Source organism: Pedobacter sp. UYP30, from assembly GCF_040547165.1.
Classification (GTDB): Bacteria; Bacteroidota; Bacteroidia; order Sphingobacteriales; family Sphingobacteriaceae; genus Pedobacter.
In genome coordinates this window covers 95,610-122,044 of sequence record NZ_JBEPPD010000012.1, presented here as the reverse complement: position 1 = coordinate 122,044, position 26,435 = coordinate 95,610, and the positions used below count along the sequence as shown (strand labels likewise).

General features: G+C 40.0%; 16 protein-coding genes. 6 read left to right on the top strand and 10 right to left on the bottom strand.

Translation table 11 applies throughout. The features are described 5' to 3' along the window. The first annotated feature begins 144 nt into the window (after positions 1-144). Both ABIB40_RS14065 and ABIB40_RS14060 read left to right on the top strand, forming a co-directional pair. The gene (locus ABIB40_RS14065) at positions 145-6,492 is read left to right on the top strand and encodes an alpha-2-macroglobulin family protein (protein WP_354360015.1); all 6,348 of its coding nucleotides are present in this window, start codon (positions 145-147) and stop codon (positions 6,490-6,492) included. Between the two features lie 407 nt (positions 6,493-6,899). Further along, the gene (locus ABIB40_RS14060; protein WP_354360014.1) at positions 6,900-8,570 is read left to right on the top strand and encodes a sodium/sugar symporter; all 1,671 of its coding nucleotides are present in this window, start codon (positions 6,900-6,902) and stop codon (positions 8,568-8,570) included. Positions 8,571-8,715: 145 nt separating this feature from the next. Here the strand turns inward: ABIB40_RS14060 and ABIB40_RS14055 are convergent, their stop codons facing one another. The 4 genes from ABIB40_RS14055 to ABIB40_RS14040 form a co-directional block, all read right to left on the bottom strand. Then, complete coding sequence (locus tag ABIB40_RS14055; RefSeq protein WP_354360013.1) at positions 8,716-9,462, bottom strand: NUDIX hydrolase; 747 nt, start codon at positions 9,460-9,462, stop codon at positions 8,716-8,718. 110 nt (positions 9,463-9,572) lie between these two features. Continuing rightward, positions 9,573-11,063 (bottom strand): L-arabinose isomerase, encoded by a 1,491-nt coding sequence (gene araA / locus ABIB40_RS14050; RefSeq protein WP_354360012.1) that lies wholly within the window; start codon positions 11,061-11,063, stop codon positions 9,573-9,575. 13 nt (positions 11,064-11,076) lie between these two features. After that, positions 11,077-11,775 carry an L-ribulose-5-phosphate 4-epimerase gene (locus ABIB40_RS14045; protein WP_354360011.1) on the bottom strand — a complete coding sequence of 233 codons (699 nt, stop codon included), beginning with the start codon at positions 11,773-11,775 and terminating at the stop codon, positions 11,077-11,079. A gap of 4 nt (positions 11,776-11,779) precedes the next feature. Then, positions 11,780-13,441 carry a ribulokinase gene (locus ABIB40_RS14040; RefSeq protein WP_354360010.1) on the bottom strand — a complete coding sequence of 554 codons (1,662 nt, stop codon included), beginning with the start codon at positions 13,439-13,441 and terminating at the stop codon, positions 11,780-11,782. Between the two features lie 828 nt (positions 13,442-14,269). Here ABIB40_RS14040 and ABIB40_RS14035 point away from each other — a divergent pair. Continuing rightward, the gene (locus tag ABIB40_RS14035; protein WP_354360009.1) at positions 14,270-15,688 is read left to right on the top strand and encodes a DNA/RNA non-specific endonuclease; all 1,419 of its coding nucleotides are present in this window, start codon (positions 14,270-14,272) and stop codon (positions 15,686-15,688) included. Positions 15,689-16,266: 578 nt separating this feature from the next. Here the strand turns inward: ABIB40_RS14035 and ABIB40_RS14030 are convergent. The 5 genes from ABIB40_RS14030 to ABIB40_RS14010 all read right to left on the bottom strand — a co-directional run bounded on the left by ABIB40_RS14030 (position 16,267) and on the right by ABIB40_RS14010 (position 21,716). After that, positions 16,267-18,879, bottom strand: a complete 2,613-nt coding sequence (locus ABIB40_RS14030; RefSeq protein WP_354360008.1) for a DUF7133 domain-containing protein — start codon at positions 18,877-18,879, stop codon at positions 16,267-16,269. A 16-nt stretch (positions 18,880-18,895) separates the two neighbouring features. Then, positions 18,896-19,744, bottom strand: coding sequence for a 3-keto-disaccharide hydrolase (locus ABIB40_RS14025; RefSeq protein ID WP_354360007.1), 849 nt, complete (start codon positions 19,742-19,744; stop codon positions 18,896-18,898). Positions 19,745-20,361: 617 nt separating this feature from the next. Further along, entirely contained in the window at positions 20,362-20,793 is a 432-nt protein-coding gene (locus ABIB40_RS14020; protein WP_354360006.1) for a BT0820 family HAD-type phosphatase, read from the bottom strand. A gap of 23 nt (positions 20,794-20,816) precedes the next feature. Then, entirely contained in the window at positions 20,817-21,128 is a 312-nt protein-coding gene (locus tag ABIB40_RS14015) for a hypothetical protein (protein ID WP_354360005.1), read from the bottom strand. Positions 21,129-21,131: 3 nt separating this feature from the next. Next, positions 21,132-21,716, bottom strand: coding sequence for a 2,3-bisphosphoglycerate-dependent phosphoglycerate mutase (locus ABIB40_RS14010; protein ID WP_354360004.1), 585 nt, complete (start codon positions 21,714-21,716; stop codon positions 21,132-21,134). 558 nt (positions 21,717-22,274) lie between these two features. On the opposite strand from ABIB40_RS14010, the gene ABIB40_RS14005 reads away from it, so the two are divergent. Beyond that, the gene (locus ABIB40_RS14005; RefSeq protein WP_354360003.1) at positions 22,275-22,937 is read left to right on the top strand and encodes a metal-dependent transcriptional regulator; all 663 of its coding nucleotides are present in this window, start codon (positions 22,275-22,277) and stop codon (positions 22,935-22,937) included. Between the two features lie 32 nt (positions 22,938-22,969). Here the strand turns inward: ABIB40_RS14005 and ABIB40_RS14000 are convergent, their stop codons facing one another. Beyond that, positions 22,970-23,668 carry a VIT1/CCC1 transporter family protein gene (locus ABIB40_RS14000; RefSeq protein ID WP_354360002.1) on the bottom strand — a complete coding sequence of 233 codons (699 nt, stop codon included), beginning with the start codon at positions 23,666-23,668 and terminating at the stop codon, positions 22,970-22,972. A 421-nt stretch (positions 23,669-24,089) separates the two neighbouring features. On the opposite strand from ABIB40_RS14000, the gene ABIB40_RS13995 reads away from it, so the two are divergent. Then, positions 24,090-25,598, top strand: a complete 1,509-nt coding sequence (locus tag ABIB40_RS13995; protein WP_354360001.1) for an SDR family oxidoreductase — start codon at positions 24,090-24,092, stop codon at positions 25,596-25,598. An 18-nt stretch (positions 25,599-25,616) separates the two neighbouring features. After that, positions 25,617-26,435: an SDR family oxidoreductase gene (locus ABIB40_RS13990; protein WP_354360000.1), complete on the top strand. Its 819-nt coding sequence runs from the start codon at positions 25,617-25,619 to the stop codon at positions 26,433-26,435.

Here is a 26,435-nt window from a genome sequence, read left to right as displayed (position 1 = left end):
CGTTACACTTCGTTCGCAAAATTTCTAGGCTACCATTCCAGCTTTATGGAAACAAAGCGCAGTATGCATCTCTAATTTAAAGCATTCTGTTTTATTATTATGCAGAAAAACCTTATTTTACAATCCCTCAGATAGAGCAACACTATGTTACAAAAAATAATTTTCGCCCTCAGCATTTTTATGCTTTTAAATTTATGTGCTGCGCTGGCTCAAACTAATATTGATTATAGCAGCTCGTATAAAAAAATCGACTCGCTAGAGAAAAAAGGCTTAGTCAGTTCTGCACGAAAAATAGCTTTGCGACTATTTGCTAATGCGGTAAAAACCAAAAATGACCCACAACAGCTAAAGGCGGCCATCTATATCATGAGTTATCGCAATGCGGTAGAGGAGGGAAGCCGGATTAACAATTATTTTTACCTAGACACCCTAATATCGGAGACTAAAACACCTGCTAAAAATATTCTTCAGAGCTTACAAGCCGAAATGCTTAACGACTATAAGGCTCGAAACCGATACAAATTTTATAATCGTACAGCGTTGCAAGAAGAAAATAGCAAAGATATTGCCACTTGGAGTTTGCCAAAATTACTAGAAACCATTTCGGCAAAATACCTCGCCTCGCTACAAAGCGAAAAGATTCTTCAAAACACCTCCATACAAAACTATAAAGCAATTATAAACAAAGGTAGCAATACAGAAGGTTTACGGCCTACCATTTACGATTTGCTGGCTCACCGTGCGATAGATTTTTTTGTGAACTCAGAAAATGATGTCACCAAGCCTGCTGATCAGTTTCTTATTAACGATGAACAGTATTTTGCACCCGTCGGCGAATTTGCAAAACTCACCATTACCGCAAAAGACAGCGCTTCATTTTATTTGCAGGCGCTTCACATCTTTCAACATGTATTTAGCTTTCACCTTGCCGATGGAAACAAGGCCGCGTTGGCAGATGCAGACTTAAAACGCCTTGCCTTCGTAAATCAACATGGAGTTTTTACCCACAAAAACGAATTGTATTTGGCTGCGCTTAAAAAATTGGAAGAAGAATTTATTGGCACAGAACAAGGTGCAGAAGCTGCTTATTTAATAGCTAGTAATTTTAATGCGCTTGCAACTGATCAGAATGATTCTTTAAAATTAAATAACGTAAAAGCTAAATCACTTGCAGAAGAGCTTATTAAAAACTATCCTAAAACACAAGCAGCGTTAAAGGCGCAAAACCTAATTAACGACATCATAAGTCCTCAATTATCTTTAAGTGCAGAAGCCGTAAATACCATAAATAATCCTTTTCGCCTTTTGGTAACCTATAAAAATATTGATAAAATTTACCTGCGTGTAGTAAAAGTTACGCCAAATTTTCTGAGAGATAATCCCAACAATTGGGATACAACGCGAACTTTTACACCATTAAAACAATGGGAACAACCTTTACCCTCTACCAAAGATTTTATGCTGCACAGCACCGAGATAAAAGTAGATGGTTTGCCCTCTGGCCAATATTATATTCTTGCCTCTATCAATCCCTCTTTTAAAAAAGATGCTAATTTAATCTCGTATCAACTTACTTCTGTATCGAACATCAGCGAAATTCTCCATAATAATACCAATGAACTATTTGTGGTTGATAGAAATACCGGCAAACCCCTAGAAGGAACAGAGGTGCAGCTTTGGCAGCGCAGTTACAATTATCAAACAAGGAAATATTCATCTATTAAACGGGAAAAATATACGACAAATAGAAATGGTTTCGTCCAATTATCGCAAAGTAAGAGTCTTCATAACGCCAGTTGTATGATGCAATTCAATTATCAAAACGATGAGCTTTTTGCAAATAGCGAGTACTTCTTATATTATGGTAACAACATAAATGGGTCGCAAAAATATAAGGCTTTCTTATTTACCGATCGAAGTATTTATCGCCCTGGGCAGACTGTCTTTTTTAAAGGTATTATGGTTGGTGCAGAAAATGGTGGCAAAAGAGATAGTGTAGTGAAAGATAAATCTACAACAGTTATTTTGTACGACGCCAACGGACAGAAGCAGGGTTCTATAGAACTTACCACCAATGCTTTTGGCTCATACAATGGCAGTTTTGTATTGCCCCAAGGGCAGCTAAATGGGCAGTTCTGTGTGCAAGACAGTGTTACAAATAGCCAGGTATATTTTTCTGTAGAAGAGTATAAGCGCCCAAAATTTTCTGTAGAAATAAAACAACCAGAGGGAACATACCGTGTAAATGACAGCATTACTGTAGTTGGAAACGCAAAGGCCTTTGCAGGTAATAATGTAGATGGCGCTGCGGTAAAATATCGCGTGGTGCGCAAAGTGCAATACCCAATTTGGTGGGGATGGCGGAGACCTTTCGGGCAGAATACTCAAATGGAAATTACCAACGGCACGATAGAAACCGATGCCAAGGGAGAATTTAAGCTCACTTTTAAAGCTATCCCAGATGAAACCGTAGAAAAGAAAGCACAACCTACTTTTACGTACGAAATAAGTGCTGATGTTACAGATATTAATGGAGAAACACATAGTGGAAACACCGATGTAGCAGTAAAATATCAAGCGTTATCGTTAAGCATCAAAGACCCCGAAAAGCTAGAGGCAGACAGCTTGAAAGATTTAAAAGTTAATTCTTCCAATACCAATGGCGTGTTTGAAAAAGCCACTGTGAATTTGCAGGTAGAAAAATTGCTTGGGAACACAGAAATTTATCGTAGCCGTTATTGGCAACAGCCAGATCAGTTTGCAATGAGCGCTGAAGAATTTCATACCTATTTTCCTTATGATGAATACAAGGATGAATCTAAGGTGCAGACTTGGGCGATAGAGAAATCCTACCCTGCAATAACAGCGGACAGCCAAAAAGATGGAAGTTGGGATTTTAAAAATTTAGATTTGTCCGAAGGCTGGTACAGATTTACCGCAACTGCAAAAGATAAATATGGCGAGGAAGTAAAAGACATTAAATACATACAACTTACAGGTAAAAAAACGGTTGTTACCGTACCATTTATCGCGAAAAGAGATAAAGAAGTTTATCAGCCTGGCGAGAAGATCCAGTACGAGTATCAAACAGCATTTAAAAATATTTGGGTTATAGAAGAAACAAAGAAGACCCAAGGCGAAACGACATTTAATTTTGTTAAAGTTTCAGAGAATACTCCTTATAAAAGTAGCTTGCAGGTTTCAGAAACCGATCGCGGCGGCATATTTCGCTCCCAAGCTTTTGTGCAGCACAACCGGATGTACAATTTTGCGCAGGTATCTGATATTCCGTGGAGCAATAAAGTTTTAAGTATCGATTACACCACCTTTAGAGATAATATTTTGCCCGGAAGTAAAGAGAAATGGAGTGTAAAAATTAGTGGCGAGAAAAAAGATGCAGTAGCTGCAGAAGCATTGATTAGTATGTACGATGCTTCTCTAGATCAACTAGAGCCACACAGTTGGCAGAGTTTACAAAACGTTTGGAAGTCGTTAAGTTATTACGCCCAATGGAATAGCAGAACGTTTACGCAATCGCAATCTAGAAACGTAAATAATTGGGATCGAACTTATTTAAGACCATCTTATTTTGTATATCCATCAATAATTAATAGCGCGCTTAATGAAAGTCCAGCAAGAGAATATTTAAGAGCATCATCGTCAGACAAAATTTCTGGAGCACCTGGTTATAGAGGTTCTATTGAGGATATACCTGTTTCTAGTGCAGAGCAATTATTGCAAGGGAAAGTGGCAGGATTAAATATATCTGAAGAAAAAAATCTAAACGAGGTCGTTGTAGTTGGTTATGGCACTCAGCGTAAGCTAGATTTAACAGGTGCGGTTAGCCAAATGAAAATCCGCGGCGAAAGTACCCAATCAGGTCAAAGTCCGCTTTATATAATTGATGGTGTAATTACTAAACTTAAAGACATTGCCGAAGTTAACCCCGCCGACATTGCAAGCATAGAAGTATTAAAAGATTCAGAGGCTACTGCGGTTTATGGAAGTCAGGGTGCAAATGGAGTAATTATAATTACTACTAAAACGGGCAAATATACTTTAGTAAAACTTTACCCCAGCGCAGACATAAAAATTAGAAAAAACTTTAACGAAACCGCTTTCTTCTTTCCAGATTTAAAGACTGATGAGGAGGGAAACATCAGCTTTTCTTTTACCATGCCAGAAGCATTGACCAAGTGGAAAATGATGACGATGGCACATACGCAAGATCTGCAATCGGTTTATGGAGAAAAAACGTTGATCACTCAAAAACCTTTGATGATTCAGCCAAATGCGCCACGGTTTTTAAGAGAGGGAGACGCACTAGAGTTTTCAGCTAAAATTGTAAACTTAACCGATAAGGAAATTAAGGGCACCTCTGCATTGCAATTGTTCGATGCCGTTACAGATAAACCCGTTGATGGCCTGTTTGAGAATGTTTCTCAAAACCAGAAGTTTACGGTAGCGGCAGGGCAGAGTGTAGCAGTAAAATTCCCGATTGCCATTCCGTTAAATTTCAACAGCGCGCTGTCTTATCGCATTACCGCGCAGTCGGTTACAAAAGATAGCACAGGCAATACCTTTAGCGATGGCGAGCAGGCAGCAATACCTGTGCTTACAAACAGAATGCTGGTAACAGAGTCATTGCCGCTAAATGTACGTAACACAAATAGCAAGAGTTTTACTTTCGATAAATTAGTAAACTCAGGAAAAAACTCTATTACACTTACCAATGAAGCGCTTACGGTAGAATACACTTCAAATCCGGCTTGGTATGCGGTACAAGCCTTGCCATACTTAATGGACTATCCTTATGAATGTGCAGAGCAGAGTTTTAACCGTTACTACGCAAATACATTGGCAAGTTATGTGGCAAGCAGCACACCAAAATTAAAAGCTGTGTTCGATAAATGGGCCGCGTTAGGAGCTCCCTCTCCCCAGGAGAGGGCGGGGGGAGAGGCTAGCAACCTGCAAAAAAACGAAGAATTAAAATCTGCGTTGTTGCAAGAAACGCCTTGGGTATTGCAAGCAAAAAGCGAAGCTGAGCAGAAAAAAAATATTGGAATTTTGTTTAACATGACGCGCCTTGCAAAGGAAAAAAGTGCAACCTTTAATAAGCTGCGCGAAATGCAATCGCCTAATGGTGGCTTTAGCTGGTTTAAAGGCGGGCCAGATGATCGTTACATTACTCAATATATTATTACCGGTATCGGCCATTTGCGTAAATTAAAAGCGCTATCTGACGATGATTATTATGATCTAAAGACAATGGTTAATAAAGCACTGCCGTATTTAGATGCACGATTAAATGACGATTATCAAGATTTGATTAAGTACAAAAGGAATTTGGCTGAGAATAATTTGAGTAACACCGCCGTACAATTTTTGTATATGCGCAGCTTTTTTCCAGAGATGGGCATTTCTACAAAAGCCAGTACTGCTTATAAATATTATGAGGGGCAAGCTGAAAAATATTGGCTTAAAAACAATAAATATACGCAAGCAATGATTGCCCTAGCATTGCATCGTATTGGTAAGGATAAAACGCCAAAGGCAATTATCGCTTCGCTAAAAGAAACAGCCATCAATAGTGAAGAAATGGGTATGTATTGGAAAGATCTTGCGCGAGGTGGCTGGTATTGGTATCAGGCGCCAATAGAAAGTCAGGCGATGATTATAGAAGCATTTACAGCTATTGATAAAAACGAAGCTACCGTAAATGATTTAAAGACTTGGTTGCTAAAGCAAAAACAAACACAAAACTGGCGCACTACAAAAGCCACAGCAGAAGCATGCTACGCCTTATTGCTTAATGGCAGCAATTGGCTGGCCGAAGAAAAAAACGTAAACATCACACTTGGCGAAAATACTGTAATTTCTTCTTCCGAAAGTGCAGAAGCAGGCACCGGATATTTTAAGAAAAGAATAGAAGGTAGTGCGGTAAATCCAGAAATGGGAAACATTAAAGTGAATATTACGAGCACCGGCGCTACTTCAAACTCTACATCTTGGGGTGCTGTGTACTGGCAATATTTTGAAGATCTTGATAAAATTACTTCCGCCGAAACACCATTGAAATTGGTTAAAAAGCTTTTTGTCGAGACTAATTCTGATAAAGGCCCTGTAATTACAGAAATTAAAGATGGCGCTAGTTTGCACATTGGCGATAAACTTAAAGTGCGTATAGAGTTGCGTTCTGATAGAGACATGGAATATGTACACATGAAAGATATGCGTGCTTCTGCTACAGAACCGATTAATGTGATTAGCAGTTATAAATATCAAGATGGACTTGGCTATTATGAAAGCACAAAAGATGCGAGTACCAATTTCTTCTTTTCGCGGTTGCCAAAGGGAACCTACGTGTTCGAATATCCATTATTTGTAACGCATTCAGGCAATTTTAGTAACGGCATCATAAGCATTCAATGTATGTACGCGCCGGAGTTTAGCAGCCACAGCGAAGGCATAAGGATAAAGGTGGCGGAGTAGACCAGAAAGGAACATTAGATGAGATTTTAGACTTACGAGCATCGTTCTACGTTTTGGTATTTGTAAAATGATTGTGCTTTGAGCAACAAATAATTGATTTCTGGTAACTGATTTATCAATTAGAGAAATTTCTCACGCCATTGCAAATACAATGTGCAGACCTACTTGTGAGTCCTCTTGCTGCAGCTAAATTTGCAATCACACTATTTTTTACTGTGATATTTTTGAATTAAAACATGGAAAAATTTTTTTATTGTCAGAATTACATTTATTTTTAGAGACAAAATTTATTTTTTTCTAGTGAGGCGTAGAAAAGCATAGGTCTCGGTTTATATTTCGATACAAAGAGATTAATGGTATGATGACCGAATAAAACTAGAACTAACCAAACCTAATCAAAAAAATTAATGAGAGCAGATTCCTTGTCAATTGCCGATTACATCGTATTTTTAAGTTATTTTATCATTGTTGCCGGCTACGGTTTCTATATCTACAGGCGAAAGAAGAGTATCAATTCCGATTCCAAAGATTATTTTCTAGCAGAAGGATCACTTACTTGGTGGGCCATCGGCGCCTCGCTCATTGCCTCCAATATTTCTGCAGAGCAGTTTATCGGCATGAGCGGATCGGGCTTTCAATTGGGGCTTGCCATAGCCACTTACGAGTGGATGGCGGCGATTACCCTCGTAATTGTGGCGGTATTCTTTATCCCAGTTTACCTAAAAAATAAAATTTTTACCATGCCCCAATTTCTGAGCAAACGGTATAACGAAACAGTTGCGATGATTATGGCGGTGTTTTGGCTATTGCTCTACATCATCGTAAACCTTACCTCTATTTTGTTTCTAGGCGCCATTGCGGTAAGCAGCATCTCTGGCATAAATTTTACAGTATGTATGCTTGGCATGGCCATTTTTGCAATTATTATTACCCTTGGCGGGATGAAGGTAATAGGCTATACCGATGTGATACAGGTGTTCTTTCTAATCTTAGGCGGACTGGCGACAACCTACCTAGCACTGGATATGGTATCTAGCCATTTTGGCCAGTCGGGCGTTATATCGGGCTTCCACTTGATGACGCAGCAGGCCGGCGACCACTTCCACATGATATTTGACAAAACGAATAAAAATTATATAGAACTTCCGGGCCTTACGGTGCTGCTCGGCGGTATGTGGATCGTAAACCTTAACTATTGGGGCTGCAACCAGTACATTACACAAAGGGCTTTGGGTGCAGATTTAAAAACAGCAAGGGGCGGAATTTTATTTGCTGCGTTTTTAAAGCTGTTGATGCCAATAATTGTGGTGTTACCAGGTATTGCCGCTTTCGTGCTTTACAAGCAAGAGGTATTCAGCTCAGAAATGTTGGTGCATGGCAAGTTAGAAGTAGATAGGGCTTACCCTGTGTTGCTAAATTTATTGCCCAGTGGACTTAAAGGGCTTTCCTTTGCCGCGTTGACAGCAGCCGTTGTGGCCTCGCTCGCCGGCAAGGCGAACAGTATTTCGACCATTTTCACATTGGATATTTATAAGAAAGTCTTCAATAAAAACGCGTCAGAAAAAAATCTTGTGGTTACGGGGAAAATTGTGGTGGTGGTGGCGATGTTGCTGGCGATAGTAATCTCCCCATTTCTAGGGATAGAAAAAGGTGGCTTTAAGTTCATACAAGAATACACAGGTTTTGTTTCGCCAGGTATCTTTGCTATGTTTCTACTGGGTTTCTTTTGGAAGCGCACCACTTCTTCTGCTGCACTTTTTGCAACGATAGGAGGTTTCATGATGTCGGTCTTTCTTAAGTTTCTGCCACAATTTGCTGATCTTTCCTTCCTATATTCCACAGGTTTCGCAGTACCGGTTAACGGGGTTTACGAAATTCCATTCTTGGATAGAATGGGCTTCGTGTTCATCTTTTCGGTAATTGGTATGATTTTAATTAGCTTGTTGGAATTCAGGCATAGCCAAAATCCAAAAGGCCTGGAAATAGATTCGAGCATGTTCAGGCCAAGACCAGGTTTCATTGTGGGTTCTGTGTTGATTGTAGGAATATTGGTTGCCTTATACACTGTTTTCTGGTAGAAGAAAGGCGGTAGCCAATAACATAATTAAAAAATTAAATCCCTTTTCTACGCAAATAGAAAAGGGATTTTTTTAGGGTTATATAAACCCCATTATTTAAATATCACAAATAAGCGGTATAATATCTGTACTACAGGTTTTAGCACTAAGCTTTGTGCATTTTGCTTTCAGCCTTTATATAAGTGTTTTCTTTCAAAAGCTTATCTGGATTTGGAATCAAGTTTAAAAAGGCTTGAAAGTCTTCCTTATACTTTTCTTTATCCAATTGGTAGTAAAACGCACCTTTTTTTGAGGATGATTTGTCCTTGTCTTGCAACTTGACCAAAAGCCCTAAAGATAACAGCTTACGGCTAAAATTACGGCTATCGAATTTAGTGTCATAAATCTGTTCATAAAGATTTTGGAGCAAAGGAATGGTAAACTTTGGTGGCAGTAGTTCAAAAAGGATAGGATGGAGGGCGGCTTTGTAACGCAACTTTACCTTAGCTTGTTTTACCATATCTAGATGATCAAAGATTAAATCGGGTAAATTGCCCGCGTCAAACCACTCTGCATGAAATTCTCCTGTAAGTTGTTTTTCGTACTTGTGGATGTCGATTAGTGCGAAGTAAGCCAAGCACAACGTCCTCTCTACCGGATCCCGCTCCACTTTGTCGAATGCCGACATTTGCTCTAAATACACGTTTTCTAATCCCGTGAGGTGGTGGAGTACGCGGTGGGCCGCATCGTTTAATGTTTCGTTTTCTTGTAAAAAGCCTCCCATCAAACTCCACTCACGTTTTTGTGGGGCGAAACCTCGCTGAATTAGCAAGAGTTTTATTTTTTCGCCGTCAAAACCGAATACAATACAATCGACAGCAACTAAAATTCGGGTCTGGCCCTGATACCTCATAGTTTAATTTTATTTTTCAGTCCTTGGGAATAACGCTAGTTCTTAACAAAAATTCATCTCATGCAGAAAGGGAGCAATGTATGCAGAAAGAAGCAATCAAAAACTGTTGTCTACCGATAATAGACTTCGTTCCATTTCAGTTCTTTCTCAAACTGTGTTAAAGAAGTTTCGGCATCAATAGTCAACAGTTCTAATTTCGCCATTTTTGCAAAATCTCTAAAATAGGCTGTGCTTAAATTCTGACTGTAAACAGTATGGTGTGCTCCGCCCGCATAAATCCATGCGGCACATGCTGTTTTAAAATTTGGGAGTGGTTTCCAGAATACCCTTGCCACAGGTAATTTGGGCATATTTTCTTTTGGATCAACAGCTTTTACTTCGTTTACTAACAACCTAAATCGGTTTCCCATATCTATCAAAGAAGCATTTAACGCATTACCAGCCGCGACGTTAAAAACGAGTCTTACCGGATCTGCCTTTCCGCCAATGCCCAAAGGATGCACCTCACATCTTGGTTTTTCGGCCGCCAGAGAACTGTCTATTTCTAACATGTGCGAGCCTAAGACCATCGGGTTGTTTGGGTCTAAATGATAGGTGTAGTCTTCCATAAAAGCATTTCCACCAGGCAATCCAGTTCCCATAACCTTGCAGGCACGTACCAAGGCAGAGGTTTTCCAGTCGCCCTCGCCAGCAAAACCATATCCTTGTTCCATCAATCGTTGTGCGGCAATGCCTGGTAATTGTACAATGCCGTGTAAATCTTCAAACGTATCTGTAAAGCCTTTAAAGTTTCCTTGTTCTAAAAAAGCTTTTATTCCAAGCTCTATTCTAGCAGCTTCAATCAAAGAGTTTCTTTGGTCACCTTTAACCATTAAGCCATCTGCCAGTTGGTATGAATGTTCATATTCTTGTATCAACGCATCTAATGCGCCTTTCCCAATGGTTTCAATAGATGCTACCAAATCTCCAACACCATGGGTATTTACCGAGAAACCAAGTTTCATTTCTGCTTCTACTTTATCTCCCTCTGTTACGGCCACGTACCGCATGTTGTCGCCAAAACGTACAAATTTTGCACCTTGCCAATCGTTCCACCCAGCTGCAGCCCTACACCAAACATTAATGTCTTCCAACACTTCTTCATCGCGCCAAAAACCAACTACCACTTTTCTTTCTAAGCGCATTCTCGAAACCATAAACCCAAACTCCCTGTCGCCGTGCGCACTTTGGTTAAGGTTCATAAAATCCATGTCGATCTGATCAAAAGGAATGTCTCTGTTGAATTGCGTATGAAGATGCAATAATGGTTTTTGTAAGACGTTTAATCCCCTAATCCACATTTTGGCTGGAGAAAAGGTATGCATCCAAGTGATGATGCCAATGCAGTTTGGGTTTTTATTAGCCTCTGCCACAACCTCATAAATTTCCTCGGGTGTTTTTACGGTTGGTTTATACACGATAGAGACTGGAATTTTAGGAGAATGGTTCATAAAATCGGCTATCTCTTTAGAATGATTGGCTACTTTTTCTAAAGTTTCTGCGCCATATAAATGTTGAGATCCCGTAAGGAACCAAACTTCAAATTTTTTTAAGTTTTTCATGTAGATTTAAAAATTATTGCCCGTAATAGGCGCCTTTGCCATGTTTTCTATCGAAATGTTTTTTAATTAAAGTGTCTTTCATGCGCTTAGCCGAAGGATTAATTCCTTCAGTAAAAAAGGCCATCTGCGCAAGCGTCTCTAAAACTGCGCTATTGTAAACAGCTTTTTTTGCATCTTTTCCCCAGGTAAAAGGGGCGTGGTTTCCAACTAAAATCATTTCCACCTCGCGGTGACTTAATCCGAGCGATTTAAAATAATCTAAAATCTGGAAACCCGTTTCGTGTTCGTAATTTCCAGCGATACGCGCATCATCCATCGGTGGTGCGCAGGGCACATCTACCGTTAAATGGTCGGCATGCGTAGTTCCGTAAATTGGAATTGCTTTTTGCGCTTGTGCCCAAGCGGTTGCGTAGGTGCTATGTGTGTGTGCAATTCCGCCAATGTCTGTCCAGTTTTTATACAAAACTGCGTGAGTTTTTGTATCAGAAGAAGGCCGGAGTTTTCCCTCTACTGTTTTACCCTCAAAATCTACAATCACCATACTGTTTACATCTAAATCTTCGTAAGGCACGCCGCTTGGTTTGATGGCAAAAACCCCAAAATCTCTATCCACCGCACTTACATTTCCGAATGTAAAAAGCACGAGGTTTAGTTTTGGAAGCATCAAATTGGCATCTAAGGCTTCTTCTCTTATATGTTCGTATTTCCCCATCTTTTTAATTTATAGATTTTTCTATGTAATCGCCCAGTTCACAATATTTTTTATAGCGGCGAGCATAAACGCCTACTACATCTGTATTTGGGTGGTATTCTTTGTCGAAACCTTGGCCCATGGCAAGCATGGCCTCTTCTACCGTTGGGTAAATACCTGCAACTGTGGCGGCAAACATTCCAGCCCCAACAGCGCAAGTTTGTTCTGATTTATGAATTTTTATTGGCATGTTGGTTACATCGGCCATCATCTGCATAATGAAAGGCGATTTTTTGGCCACTCCGCCCAAACCAATCAGACCTTTAACTTCTACGCCCTCCTTTACAAATTGATCTATGATTTTTTTTGCCCCAAAGCAAGTTGCTTCAACCAGAGAACGAAACATTCTAACTGCATCCGTACCTAAATTTAATCCCATAAAAGCCCCCGTGAGTGCTTGGTTGGCATTTGGCGTTCTCCTACCATTCAACCAATCAATGGCAATTTCATCGCTTTCTTTAACTTCTAATTGTGCTGCTTTTTCACTCAAAGTAGCTATGAGATGCGCGTTTAAGCTTTCTAGTATTTTCTCCTGCCCCGATGCGTCGAAATCGCCTAAGAGATTTTTGGTTGGCCAAAGCAGCATTTCTTTAAACCAGGCATAAGCATCGCCAAAAGCAGATTGCCCCGCTTCCATACCCATCATGCCCGGAATGATTGAACCATTTACCTGTCCGCAAATGCCCGAAACAAGTTTGTCTTTTACCTCTTCGGTAGGGGCAACAAGCATATCGCAAGTAGAAGTACCCATCACTTTGCTTAAATAATAAGGTTCTATTTGTCCGCCTACTGCGCCCATGTGCGCATCGAAAGCACCAATGCCAACTTTAACATTTTCGCTTAAACCCAATGTTTCTGCCCATGCTGCAGAAAGATTTCCTGCCGGCATGGAAGATGTGTACACCTTATCGAATAATGTACCGTAATTTTTTAACAATGGACTTAGAGAAGTAAAAAAGTGCTTTGGCGGAAGGCCGTCAAATTCCTCTGCCCATAACGCTTTATGGCCGGCGGCGCAAACACCTCTTTTAAGGTCACTCGCACAATTGCCTCCCGTTAATAGAAAAGGAATCCAGTCGCAATGTTCTACCCAAGAATGGCAAGCATTTTTCACCTGTTCATCTGTTCGAAGCGTTCTTAAAAACTTCGCCCAAAACCATTCAGAAGAATAAATTCCGCCCACATATTGTAGGTAGTTATTGTCGAATAGTTTGGCATGTGCGTTTATCTCCGCCGCCTCTGCAACTGCAGTATGGTCTTTCCACAATATAAACATGGCATTTGGATTCTCGCTAAATTCAGGCAGCAAAGCCAAGGGAGTTCCTTCTTCATTTACCGCAACGGGCGTAGAGCCAGTGGTATCTACAGAAATTGCCCTAATGTTTTTTGCCACTTCCTCATTTACTGCGCCAAGGCTTTGGGTAATGGCTTCCGTCATTCCTTCCACATAGTCTGCAGGATGTTGCCTAAATTGAGAGATAGACGCATCGCAGTATAGGCCTACTTTCCATCTTGGATATTGGACTACGGCGGCACTCAATTCCTCCCCATTTGACGCATCTAAAATTACCGCCCTGACCGAATCTGTGCCGAAATCTACACCGATTACATAGTTTTTGTCGCTCATATCAATTTATATTTGTCAAATTAACATTTATTATTTGAAAGCAACGAAAAAAAAATAAGATTGGGAATTAGTCTTTCTTCACTAGAATAGATAAAAATTTTTTGGCGTGCCCCTGCGGGTCGGGCTTTTCGTTGCTAGTCCTCGCTCGTTCCTCGCTGTGGGCTTTTCACTACTATCCCTCACGCAAAAACGGGAGGTCAGAAGTCGGATATTTTCCGGTCAAAAATAAAATTCTCTCCTGTAAAATGCGACCCCGACGGGGTCGAACCTAATCTCGGATAACAATTTCTATAAACATTTAATCTCTTCGGGATTAAAAAGAGTACAAAATCTGTTGGATATGAATGGTGCCCACAATTGAGCCCTAACTGTTAAAATATTTATTGCGCTCGATAGAGTTAAAACAACTTATTACCAAAACGGGACGAATCTAATTTCCTAGGCCAATTTCTACAGGCATCAAATCCCTTTAAAATCTAAATGGTATAAGACAATTTTAAGAAGCACAGCCAACCGGAATGATTGAAATGCTACTCCAGTTTAATTTACCAACATCCGACCTCGAAGAGGTCAAATGTTTAAAACCGATAGACTTAAAACGCCGTGCGACCCCGCCGAGGTCGAATAAATATTTCTTACAACAATTTCTATAAACATTACATCCCTTCGGGATTATAATAAACGCGATAAAATGGTTCATTTAAATGAGTTCCACCAATATTAAATCACAGGAAACAGCCGATATCATTTTAACCAATTCAGAACAATTTCTTAACGTACCGTTAATTTTGGCCATTTACCTTTACGGCACAAAATAACCCCTTTTTTATGAAATTGAAATCTTTACTCCTTTATTGCGTGATGGGAATTACCATTGCAGGTTGTTCAAAAAAAACACATGAAATAATTCCTATTGATCCCCCGACTCCTCCAAAGCCTTATTCCATAGTTGAAGACTTTGAAAGCGGTAGCAAAGCTGCTTATAAATTAGACACCATTCAACTGGCTACCGGTAAATGGGCTCTGAATGATGCTTTAATTGGGGCAACGGCACCAGATGCTAAAAACGGTACCAAATCAGTAAGACTCCGAACTGGTTATATTGCCATGAACTTTGACATTGCCGGCTTAACAATGCTCTACATCAAACACGCCAAATATGGAAATGATGACAACTCTACCTGGCAGCTTCTTATGTCAACTGACGCTGGAATAACTTACGTCCAGTTGGGGACTGATATAACAGAAACCGGTAAAACTTTGGTAACTGATTCATTTAAGGTTACTGTAACCGGAAAAGTCCGTTTCCAGATCAAAAAAATAGGTACAACAAGGGTCAACTTAGATGATATAACTTTTAAAGGTACTGGCGACCCAGAAATAACCGTTGGTATCCCTGATACCAACCCAACCGATTCAACAGGGGTTGGAATGGTTACGCCAGGAAGAGGGACACCAATAGCTGGAGCTGATGCGCCTTCCGAATTCGGTGACAACAGCGACCTTTTAATGGGCAACCCTAGTGGCGCACAGGCAACTATAGTCATGGGCGACAATTACTTAATTGACCAACACTATTACACCGAATCTTACAGTATGTCTAAGGCAGGGCCCAATTGGGTAAGCTGGCACCTCGATGCAAGTAATTTCACTGGTGCGGTTAAACGTCGAGATGACTTTGCCGCTTTTACAGGACTCCCAACTGGTTGGTACGAGGTACAGAATAATTCTTACAGTGGATCAGGTTTTGATCGCGGGCATAACTGTCCAAGTGGCGACAGAACAAGTTCGACCGATGCCAATTCTTCTACTTTCTTAATGACCAATATGCTGCCTCAGGCACCAAACAATAACCAAAAGACTTGGGAAGGCTTGGAGAGTTATTTGCGTGGGCAGGTTTTAAGTGGTAACGAAGTTTATATTATTATGGGTGCTTATGGCTCGGGCGGCACTGGGTCAAGTGGCGGAGTTTCTACCTCTATCAATGGAGGTAAAGTGAACGTACCTAGCAATATTTGGAAAGTTGCGGTAATATTGCCTACAGGAAACGGCGATGTAAGCAGAGTTTCTTCCTCTACTCGCGTTGTTGCAATCAACACACCAAACATCAATACAATCAATCCAGACTGGAAACAATATATTGTAACAGTTAGAGACATCGAAAAGGCAACAGGGTATAACCTGCTTTCGACGTTGCCTCAATCAGTTCAGGATGTTATAGAAATAAAAAAGGATTCTGGTAATTAATCCGATAATTTAAAGTAGTAAGTAAAATCCTCGGCCTTGTGCTGGGGATTTTTCATTTTAAAGGGTTTAGCAACACGTTGTACAATAGGCATTCTGTTGAATTTATTACTTGAATCCACCCTGTATAAAATGATAGATCTATAGCATCGCTGTTAAAAAAGTCTAAATTTTTCTCATTAGCCCTTAAATGCTGATTAAGCCGAACCGGAATGGTTTAAATGACTATAAACCCGTAGAACTTCAGATAAGGCTAGATTTACCATCCAGAAAGAATTTTTTCCAAATACTTTTTTTGGAGGGTGCGGACATTTGTCTCGGCTAATGTTTAATGCAGCTTTCTATTGTTTTTCTCGCGTTACGGATTGTAGAAAAAATCCCCGTCTACTTTCCTGGCAGGCTTTTTTGCGAGGAACAAGCAAAAGATTGAAACGGAAAGCGCGACCCTTTTTCAGGATAACGCCACATCAAAAAGAAAGACTTTACTTTGATGGCACTTCTTAGTATTAGCTATTTTATGGAGATAAAAAACCCCGCAAGTAAATCAACTGCGGGCTTAGTATTTTACTAACTCGTTCTTTTTATTCTTTCTGCTTAGATAAAAACGTTACCAGCGATGCCATTTCTTCATAAGATAAGGCATTGGCTAAGCCTGCCGGCATCATAGATGTTTCTAGTTCTTTGCGGCTAACGATGTCGTTTGTTTTAACCGTGAATACTGACCCGGTAATGTCGCGCATTACCAAACGATCGGCACTTTCTGCAGTTATAAAACCCATATAGCTTTTTTTGGTCTTATCCGTTATTAAGTTGGTGGCAAACCCTTGCGATATAGAGGCACTTGGTTTAAGTATCGACTCGGCAATCTGTTCACGCGTCATAATCGATCCAATCTGTCCCATAAATGGGCCTTTTAGTTTTTCGCTTTTACTAAGCGAGTGGCAATTGTTACAACCTTGGCGGTTAAATATTACCCTACCTTTTACTGGGTCGCCTTTTAATTTGGCAATTGCCAACATTACATCTTCAATAGATGATTTACCCACCTGACCTTTTTGATTTTTAATTTTCTCTAGATCTACCTTAGGCTCATTATCAACCAAAACAGGTTTTTCTTCGACGCCGAAAGCATCTATTGCCATACGGTTGCGGGTGTTTAGGTAAGTAAGGTATTCTTTGCCTTTTGCATCTGCCTTGTCCCATTCGCCTTTCAAAAAAGTTTCGATAGCCGGCGAACCAGACCAAAGTATTGCCTTATAATACGGGCCGGGAGCGTCTGGACGAGTACCCCACCACCAAGTGGCATCGTATGGAGCTTCTTCGCGATATAGGCGCGATACCGTAGTTAGGATCTCTGTTTTTAGTTTTGAATCGCTAGCCTTTTTGTAGGCAGCTATTAAACCATTAACGGCTTTTTCATTATGCATATAACGCAGCGTCCACAAGGCCAGCGTTGAATTATCTGTGCCGATGGCAGCCACACAATCATCGACTGCATTGAGCGCCAATAAAGCGCGTACTGCCAAATGTGGAATTATAATTGGAGAGTTTGGTGTGGCATGCGGGCCTTCGGGCACGTCTTTGCCCGGTGCTACAAATGAGGCTGGCACTTTTGTTTGCAACAATGCAGGGATTGCAGCAGGGTTTCCTAGTCGGCCTAAACCTATGGTTGCAGCGGCCTGTACACGTAAGCTTGTATCTTTTAAGCCTGCTAAGAACGGCTCGATAGATACTTTAGGTGCCCATGCTTTTCTGTCGGCAAGGATACGTAAAGCAAACTCGCGCATGGTGGCTTCTTTAGTAAACTCCGTTAATGAGGCGATACCGCTTTCGGCCGCTATCTGTGCGTAGGTGTATATGCCAGCAACACGGCTTTCTAAACTTAAGCTTTTATCTGAAGCTATTTTCAGTGCAACAGTGGCGGCTTGTTTTGCTGGGCGTCTTAATAATTCTTGGGAGGCATTAAGCCTAGCAACTGCACTTGGCGATTTTAAAAGGTCGCCTAATTTCCGCTCAGACAATTTTGGAAGATCTGGAAACGCTTTATACTCCCAGTTGTTTGGTACAACCCTACCCACATAACCTTTGCTCGGATTACCACTGTAGCCAGCGCCATCCCAAGCCGATAAATATAACCTACCAGAGCCATCAACATCTAAATCAGTGATCTGTGGCAGCTTTATAAATTCTTCATCCTTTTGAGTAAATGTTGCTCCATCTGGCTTAACCCGATGGATGTACAGCATGCTGCGTCCCCAATCGGCCATCATAGGTACCTTATTGTATTTTTTAGGCCAGTTTGGCTCGTCCATGTACAATGCTCCAGTACCAGAACCGCCACCAACATCAACTAGCGCTGGTATAATCTCGTCTGTAAAATGTTGAAACAATAAAGGATAGCCATATTCGCCAGATTGTATGCTGTGCGAGAAACGAACATTCCAACCGCCGCCATCATTGGTGTTTTCGCGGGTAAAAATATTCATCAAAGGGTCTATCGCTACGTCGTAAACATTACGGGTGCCATGCGTATAGATCTCCATATTGGTACCATCAGGGCGTACGCGTACAATACCGCCGCCCAACATGGTTAGTTTTTTGCCGCTGCGGTCAACCGCATTGTGAAAACCAAAGTCGCCCACACCAATATAGATCCAGCCATCAATTCCCATCCTTATGCCGTTGGTTGCATGATCTGTGCCGCGCTCTTGTATGTATTTGGTATTGCTAAAGTTCTCAATAAGCGGTTGCTCTGGGCCATCGGCTTTACCATCGCCGTCTTTATCTTCAAAAACTACCAAGCTCATACCTGTTGCTTTGCCTGTTTCTTTTGAGAAATCGGTGTGCAACACATAAACTTTGGTGCCGTTAACAATAATGCCGCGTGGATTATCAACCATGGCAAATTCTATATGCTTATCTACTTTGCCGTCGTTATCGCTGTCAATAAGTTTAACAATGCGCCCTTTGCCGGGGTCTTTACCTAAAGACCCAATCATATCTACGCCTACATATACTTCGCCGGTTGCCGCCACAGTTAAGCAAGCGGGACTTGGCGTAATATCTGGGCCGGTATATGGAGTGATTTTAAGTTCTTGTGGATTAACAAATGCTGCTTTTGGTTTTTCAAAAAACCGAGCTATCCCAAAAAAGATAGATAAAGCTGAGATAAAACTGATGGTTATTTTAAGCATAGGATTATAGATATTATTATTGCTTGGCTATTCTTTTTTGTGACATCAATTTATCAACTACTGCTTTAAGTTTGGCAGGATTACTTGCGTATTTTTCAAGATCAATAATCTCTATCTTTCTAAAATCTGTAGGAGCACTTTCTCCTTGAATAGAAATGCTGCCGCTTGTTAGAAATTTGCCTTGTTTTTGTCCCATTACCGGATCGAGTTGCGGTTTTTGATAGCGGAACACTTCTTCTCCATTAACATAGTGCACCACTAAAGAATCTCCTAATATAAGTGTCTCAACACGTACCCATTGGTCGCCATTGTAAGTTTTTGATTTCGAATCGGTACAGTGTTGCGCTCTAATTTCGCCGTCTTTTTCATACTGCGTTCCGGGTGTGCAAAGATTTGCCGTAGATCTATCGCCACCGCCTAAGCCTCCAAGTAATTGTACTTCCATTGAATTTGGGTAATCCTGGTCTTTGTTCATGCTCTCTGGCGATTGGCCGTGAATCATGATTCCGTTGTTCCGCATCGCCCATCCCGGCCCGCCTTTACACTGTTCGCCTACAAAGCGGTATTCTACCCCTATTAAATAATAGGAGTATGGCTTTTTATAGAATAGGTGGCCATAAGTTTCGTTAAAATCATCATACTGATCATAGCTAACTCTAAGCAAACCATTCTCAACGCGAAAAGTATTTTTATAGTTATCATCCAAATCGTGGTATCGAATTTTTGGATGCCAGCCTTTAAGGTCTTTACCATTAAATAACTGCTGCCATTTTGGATTGGCCGCGGTAGTTTTATCAGAATTACCTGTAAAAGCGAAAATAGAACTTAGCAATAGAACACTAAGAAGTGTAGTGTATTTAAACATTGGCCCGGTTTTAAAAAGTATTGGTTAGTGATTCTTAAATGATTACCGCAACATAACCATATTTTCACTTTTTTTTAATGGAGTAACCGGATCGTTACGGTTTGATGACAAGTTAAAATAGTAAACACCACTTAACAACAAAAAATAAAAAAAAGGTTTTTTTGGCTGCGTTTAGGGTCGAAAGAAGCCTAAAGTTTACCTGGATTGGGGCAAGTTGGGAAATACGCAAATCTAAAATTCCGAAGAGCAAAGGTTTGATAAGGGCGTGTCCCTGCGGGCCGGGCTATCCGCTGCAAGTCCTCGCTTCCCGAATAAAAATCGGGACAGGCAGTTCCTCGCTGTGGGCTTTTCGCTACTATCGAAGAGGATGTCAGTAGTCAGCAGTCAGTAATCAGAAATTTGATGGTTGAATGTAAACTGCCTTACCTGGCAAAACCTGCAGCGAATCGGAATAATCAAAGAGGCATCACACTGGTTATCAATTAAATGTAACGATCAACTCCGTCGGAGTTCTATATTGATTTGAAATATTTCTATATATTCAGTCAGTACTCTTTAATCTTTCAGCTTTGGTCTTTAATCTTTCCGTTTATTCTTGCTCCTTTATCTTTACTCTTCTAAAACCACCAATTCTTCTTAGGTTTTTTATAATTAAAATGTGCGAGTTCATTTTTCAACACGGCAAGATATTCTTCGCCGTCAGGATGTAACATTTGCCAAATGGTATCCCAACCTAAAAAGCCACCTATGTTTCTATCATCTATAAAAATATCTGCAAGCAGTTTGCGGCTATAATTTCCTTCTTTGGTTTCGCCTGGATAGTTCTCATTAACCGCGTAGAATATTATGCCGTTTTCTGCGCAATAATCTACCGCTTTTTGTAAGAATTCGCCGTCTCGGTAAGTCCACAAAATTAATCTGTGGCCCTTTCGTTGTAGTTCTTTAAGCGTAGAAAAAGCAAAAAGCATTTCGTCCCCAATTTCTGGGTAGGTGTGTTCTACGATGGTTCCATCAAAATCTACGGCTATTAATTTGCACTCGCTATCCATAATTTCGCAAAAATTAATATTATTTATTTACTGTACAATTTTCTATAATAGATTTTTTCTTTTTGCCTGTTGATGATTAAACTAGCCAATATTTCTCCCGCTGTTTCCGTTTCCGCACCCTCTGCCAAAGCGGCTACAGCTTTTTCTTGAGAGATGTCTATCCGATACAAAATGCCAATCAGTTTGTTAAAATCATTCGCAACTAACTCATTTAAATAGGCTGCCAGAGCAAGCTCTATACTTTGTTCATCTTCGTCTTTATCAGGTGTAGATAATCCCAATAGGTCAAAAGACCAAACCACAGCCTCTCCATAAATACTTAGTTGGTCGGCCATCAGCTAGGTTTTAATTGGCCAATTATAAATAATGGGCACACCCGTTGCAATTTCTCTCTCTACCATTTCCGCTGGCGAGAGCCTCTCTAAAAACATAATAAGTGCCCTTAGACTATTTCCATGGGCCACAATCAAAACGTTTAATCCTTTGTCTAATTCAGGTTTTATGTGCGCCTCAAAATATGGCAGTACCCGGTCATAAGTGTCTTTTAAACTTTCGCCTCCTGGCGGAGGAACATCAAATGACCTACGCCAAATATGCACTTGTTCGGTGCCGTATTTTGCAGCGGTATCACTCTTGTTTAAACCTTCCAAAAGGCCGTAACTGCGTTCGTTTAAAGCTTTATCTTCAATTACCACAATGTTTTCTAAACCCGCAATTTGCTGTATAATTTTAACGGTATGTTGTGCGCGTATTAATTTAGAAGTAAATATTATGTTAATTTTTTCAGATTTAAGTTGTTCCCCTGCGGCCTCAGCCTCTTTTATCCCGGTAGGAGTAATGTCTATATCTTGCCAACCTGTAAATCTGTTTTCTAAATTAAATTTAGATTGGCCATGGCGTACAAGTATCAATTTTGTGCTCATTAAATTGGTCTCTGATTTTTAATTAAGGTTAATGCCACTGTTCTTTGTATATCATTAATCGTTCCATTATTATAAATCCAACCATCATCAACCAAAAATTGCAAGAATTAGATTTGTACTTGTGGTCAATCTCAAGACTAGGCAAAAATTTTCTACGCTTAATCTTTTTAACTTAACAGTTTTCTCCCTTCTGGAAACGCCAACTACAGAAATAACAACTTTATAAGGTATATGCATAATCATGGTTAAACTATAATCACCCGATTTATTTTTTGATGTGGCAATTTGAAGCTTTCCCACTTAAACACTTGCAGCGTTAACTGATTCGTTTCCAAAGGTAATTAACCTAAGGCAGAGGTGATTTGGAATTCGATATTTACCCAGTAAAATCTATGCATATAGCTCGCTAAAAGCTACTTGTTAATGTAAGTTTTAATTCCAAATCAGATTTTAGCTCATTTTTTATGCAAGCGCAATAAGTTAGATTAGGCTAATAATTTTTTTAATACTTTTATTTTGATAAATTCGGTGCTTTTATTGCAGCTATATCCATTTGATATGAATTCTTTAACCGTAGAAAATTATTTAAAGGCGTTATTTAACCTATCTAACGACAAGGGGGAGGTAAATGTAAACGAACTTTCTAAGCATTTAAATATAAAAATGCCAACGGTTAATAGCATGATGAAAAAACTTTTTGAGCAGGGTTTTGTGCATTATGAAAGTTACAAGCCAGTAAAACTTACCGACATCGGGAAAAAGGAAGCGGCTCTGGTAATTAGAAAACACCGACTTACCGAGATATTTTTAGTAGAGAAAATGGGTTTTGGATGGGAAGAAGTTCATGACATTGCCGAACAGGTAGAGCATGTGCGCTCTGCAGCTTTTTTTGATAAGATGGATCACTTACTAGGTCATCCAAAATTTGATCCACATGGAGCTCCAATTCCCGATAAGGAGGGGAAAATTATGCTACGTACTTACAAAAAGTTAAACGAATGCAAAGTTGGAGAGACCGTTATTTTTAAATCGGTTACCGATTCATCTAAAGATTTTTTAAAGTTTTTGAATAAGAAAGACCTAAAATTGGGTACAGAGATTATAGTCTTGGCCATAGAAGAATTTGATCATTCGACTATGGTTGGCTATTTAAACCATGCCTCAGAAACATTCAGTGGGGTTGTGTGCCAAAATATAATGGTAGAAAAGATAGGGAAATAAACAGGACTTTTGTTTTTACATGTCGATGAAGGCTAGGAAATTAGTCTAGCAACCAAAAATGCGGCTCCTGCGGCCAACGCGCCAATCAGCACTGTTTTAAAAGCACCTTGCATCGGCTTTGTGCCAGTAAGTTTGGTTTTTACATAGCCAAAAATAAATAGCGCAAAAATGCTAATAATGGCAGAGAAAATTAGACCATCTGACGGGGTTTTGGCAAAAAAGTATGCAGAAAGTGGCACGAAGCCACCAATAATATAAGAAACACCAATGTTAAAGGCACTCTTTTTGGCTCTTTTCGGGTCGGGTTTTTCCATCCCTAGTTCAAACCTCATCATAAAATCTACCCATTGCTTTTTGTCTTTGCTCAATTCATCGGCAATTTCTATCTGTAAACTTTTAGGTAGGCCATAGTCAGCAAACACTTCCATTACTTCTTCTTTTTCCTTTTCCGGAACAATTTCCACTTCCCGGTATTCTCTACCCAGCTCGGTTTCATAATGTTCTATCTCCGTTTTAGCAGAAAGATAACCACCCAAACCCATGGCAATAGATCCAGCAACAATTTCTGCAATACCGGCGGTAATGATAAGCGCATTAGAATGAACCACGCCGCTAAGGCCTGCAGTTAGGGCAAATGGTACGGTTAGCCCATCTGTCATCCCAATAATTACATCCCTTACAATTTCTGAGGAAGTGAAATGTTTTTCGCTATGATGGTGGTCGTTTTCCAAAACTTCTGCTTAAAATTAACTTAAATATTTTTTGATTGCTACTACTTGCTAACCCAAGAAACGCTATTTGCAACCCTTAATTTTGCACCCCTTAGCAAAAGCGTATTCGGGAAAGCATAAATTTACGAGATGTTGTATTTTCCCAGCGCTAAATAATAAAATTAAGGGCACATTTCTACTATAAAAGAGGTATTCGGAATTAGTATGATTAAGTGTTCTTTAAAACTTTAGCTAACCTTAACTAATTTTCGCAAAAAATCTGTCTTCTAAAAAACACCGAAATTAACTTCTAAATTAAGTGTTTCAAATTATGATATTTAGCGTACTCGAGTAATTTTTTTGTCGGGCCGTAAAATTAATTACTGATCAAAATTTGGACAATATCAAGAAAACTCTTTTCAACTATCCTTGTTAAACCTGTATGAAAATTCTTCTTACTGGCGCAAACGGTTATATAGGCGCTCGCCTCCTTCCTTTACTGCAAAAAGCTGGTCATGAAATTTACTGTTTAGTTAGAGATAAGCGAAGGGTAAACACAGAAAATTTTGATGGGGAGCAAACACATATCATCGTTGGCGATTTGTTAAAAGAAGAAACTTTAAATGTTATTCCAAAAGATATCGATGCGGCCTATTATCTTGTTCATTCTATGGGCACGGCGCACACTGATTTCCGCACGCTAGAAGCCACCTCAGCAAAGAATTTTATCAACGCTATAGAAAAAACAAGTTGTAAACAAACCATTTATCTTACAGGTATTGTAAACGATGACGACTTGTCAGAACACTTGCAATCTAGACTTGGCGTAGAAAATGTATTGAAGAAAAGCAAAGTGGCCCATACGGTATTGAGGGCTGCAATTATTATTGGATCTGGCAGTGCATCTTTTGAAATTATTAGAGATTTAACAGAAAAGCTGCCGGTAATGATTGCGCCAAAATGGTTGCGCACCAAATGCCAGCCCATTGCCATAAGAGATGTTTTGCATTATTTGCAGGGAGTTTTACTAAACGACCAAGCTTTAAATAGAACTTTTGATATTGGTGGGCCTGACATTTTAACCTATAAAGAAATGTTATTGGGCTATGCAAAAGCGAGGAAATTAAAGCGGCACATATTTACGGTACCTGTTTTATCACCACGTCTTTCATCACTTTGGCTAAATATTGTTACTTCTGTAAACTACAACATTGCCAGTAGTTTGGTTGAAAGTATGCGGAACGAAGTGGTTTGTAAAGATGATGAGATTAAAGCTGTAGTTCCTAGAACTTGCTGTACTTATCAAGAAGCGCTAAAATTGGCTTTTAAAATGATAGAGCAAAACTCCATCGTTTCTAGTTGGAGTGATGCACTGAACCGGGGCTATTTAGATGGTACATTTATGGATCAGGTAAAAGTGCCCCAAAACGGAACACTAACCTATAAAGTGAAACATAAATTTACCATCGACTCTAATATGGTATTGGATAATATTTGGTCAATAGGAGGGAGAAGAGGATGGTATTACCTAGATTGGCTTTGGAATTTGCGCGGGTTGATAGATCAGATGGTAGGCGGAGTTGGTACCAGAAGGGGGAGGCGTAGCAATGCGACACTTTATGCAGGTGATGCCTTGGATTTTTGGCGTGTAATTTTAGCCGACAAGAAAAACCGACGGCTGCTACTTTATGCCGAGATGAAATTACCTGGCGAGGCTTGGTTAGAATTTAAGATTGTAGAACGGAGCACTTATAAATATCTTAGCGAAATTGCCACTTTTCGCCCTGTGGGATTATGGGGAAGAGCATATTGGTGGTTGATGTATCCCTTCCACATTTTCATTTTTAACGGTATGGCAAGAAGACTTATCAATTACAAAGAAAAAAATAAAATCTTATCTCTGCCGAAGCCCGAAATGCCTCGTTTATTGCCACCCGGAGATGCACATTAAAGAATAAAAAACAATAAAATGCAAAGACCCAATAAAAGGTTAGCTGGCCAAACAGCAATTGTAACAGGAGCAAACTCTGGCATAGGAGAGGCGGTTGCCGAAGCCCTCGGTAGAGATGGTGCAAACGTAGTAGTCAATTATGTTATCCATCCAGAAGCGGCAGAGGAAATTGTAGATAGAATAAATAAAAGTGACATCAGCGGAAGCGCCATTGCCATAAAATGTGATGTAAGTAAGGAAGATCAAGTAATTGCAATGTTTAAGCAAACCATCGATAAGTTTGGTACTGTAGATATTTGCGTTCCAAACGCTGGTTTACAAAAAGACAGTCCTTTGCACCAAATGAGCTTGGCAGATTGGCAACTGGTTATTGATATAAACTTAACAGGGCAATTTTTATGCGTGCGTGAGGCAATTAAGGAGTTTTTAAAGAGGGGAATGCGCCCTGAAGTTTCTAGATCTCTCGGTAAAATTATACACATGAGTTCCGTTCACCAAGTTATTCCGTGGGCTGGGCACGCCAATTACGCATCGTCTAAAGGTGCAATACACATGCTGATGGAAAGCATTTGCCAAGGTTATGGGCCACATAAAATTCGCTGCAACAGCATCGCGCCGGGCGCCATAAAAACAGGAATCAATAAAGCCGCCTGGGATACCGAAGAAGCGCTTGATAAATTAAATAAACTTATTCCTTACAAAAGAATAGGCGTGCCAGAAGATATTGGCAGCGCTGCTGCTTGGTTGGCTTCAGACGAGTCTGAGTACATAAATGGTACAACAATTTTTGTAGATGGAGGAATGACTTGTTACCCAGGTTTTACAGAAAACGGATAA

What these genes read in the sequence shown, in the direction of transcription:
- ABIB40_RS14030 (WP_354360008.1), bottom strand. Translation starts at nt 18,879, where the DNA reads ATGCTTAAAATAACCATCAGTTTTATCTCAGCTTTATCTATCTTTTTT.
- ABIB40_RS14045 (WP_354360011.1), bottom strand. Translation starts at nt 11,775, where the DNA reads ATGGGGAAATACGAACATATAAGAGAAGAAGCCTTAGATGCCAATTTG.
- ABIB40_RS14040 (WP_354360010.1), bottom strand. Translation starts at nt 13,441, where the DNA reads ATGAGCGACAAAAACTATGTAATCGGTGTAGATTTCGGCACAGATTCG.
- ABIB40_RS14060 (WP_354360014.1), top strand. Translation starts at nt 6,900, where the DNA reads ATGAGAGCAGATTCCTTGTCAATTGCCGATTACATCGTATTTTTAAGT.
- ABIB40_RS13990 (WP_354360000.1), top strand. Translation starts at nt 25,617, where the DNA reads ATGCAAAGACCCAATAAAAGGTTAGCTGGCCAAACAGCAATTGTAACA.
- araA (WP_354360012.1), bottom strand. Translation starts at nt 11,063, where the DNA reads ATGAAAAACTTAAAAAAATTTGAAGTTTGGTTCCTTACGGGATCTCAA.
- ABIB40_RS14055 (WP_354360013.1), bottom strand. Translation starts at nt 9,462, where the DNA reads ATGAGGTATCAGGGCCAGACCCGAATTTTAGTTGCTGTCGATTGTATT.
- ABIB40_RS14015 (WP_354360005.1), bottom strand. Translation starts at nt 21,128, where the DNA reads ATGGCCGACCAACTAAGTATTTATGGAGAGGCTGTGGTTTGGTCTTTT.
- ABIB40_RS14065 (WP_354360015.1), top strand. Translation starts at nt 145, where the DNA reads ATGTTACAAAAAATAATTTTCGCCCTCAGCATTTTTATGCTTTTAAAT.
- ABIB40_RS13995 (WP_354360001.1), top strand. Translation starts at nt 24,090, where the DNA reads ATGAAAATTCTTCTTACTGGCGCAAACGGTTATATAGGCGCTCGCCTC.
- ABIB40_RS14020 (WP_354360006.1), bottom strand. Translation starts at nt 20,793, where the DNA reads ATGGATAGCGAGTGCAAATTAATAGCCGTAGATTTTGATGGAACCATC.
- ABIB40_RS14035 (WP_354360009.1), top strand. Translation starts at nt 14,270, where the DNA reads ATGAAATTGAAATCTTTACTCCTTTATTGCGTGATGGGAATTACCATT.
- ABIB40_RS14010 (WP_354360004.1), bottom strand. Translation starts at nt 21,716, where the DNA reads ATGAGCACAAAATTGATACTTGTACGCCATGGCCAATCTAAATTTAAT.
- ABIB40_RS14005 (WP_354360003.1), top strand. Translation starts at nt 22,275, where the DNA reads ATGAATTCTTTAACCGTAGAAAATTATTTAAAGGCGTTATTTAACCTA.
- ABIB40_RS14025 (WP_354360007.1), bottom strand. Translation starts at nt 19,744, where the DNA reads ATGTTTAAATACACTACACTTCTTAGTGTTCTATTGCTAAGTTCTATT.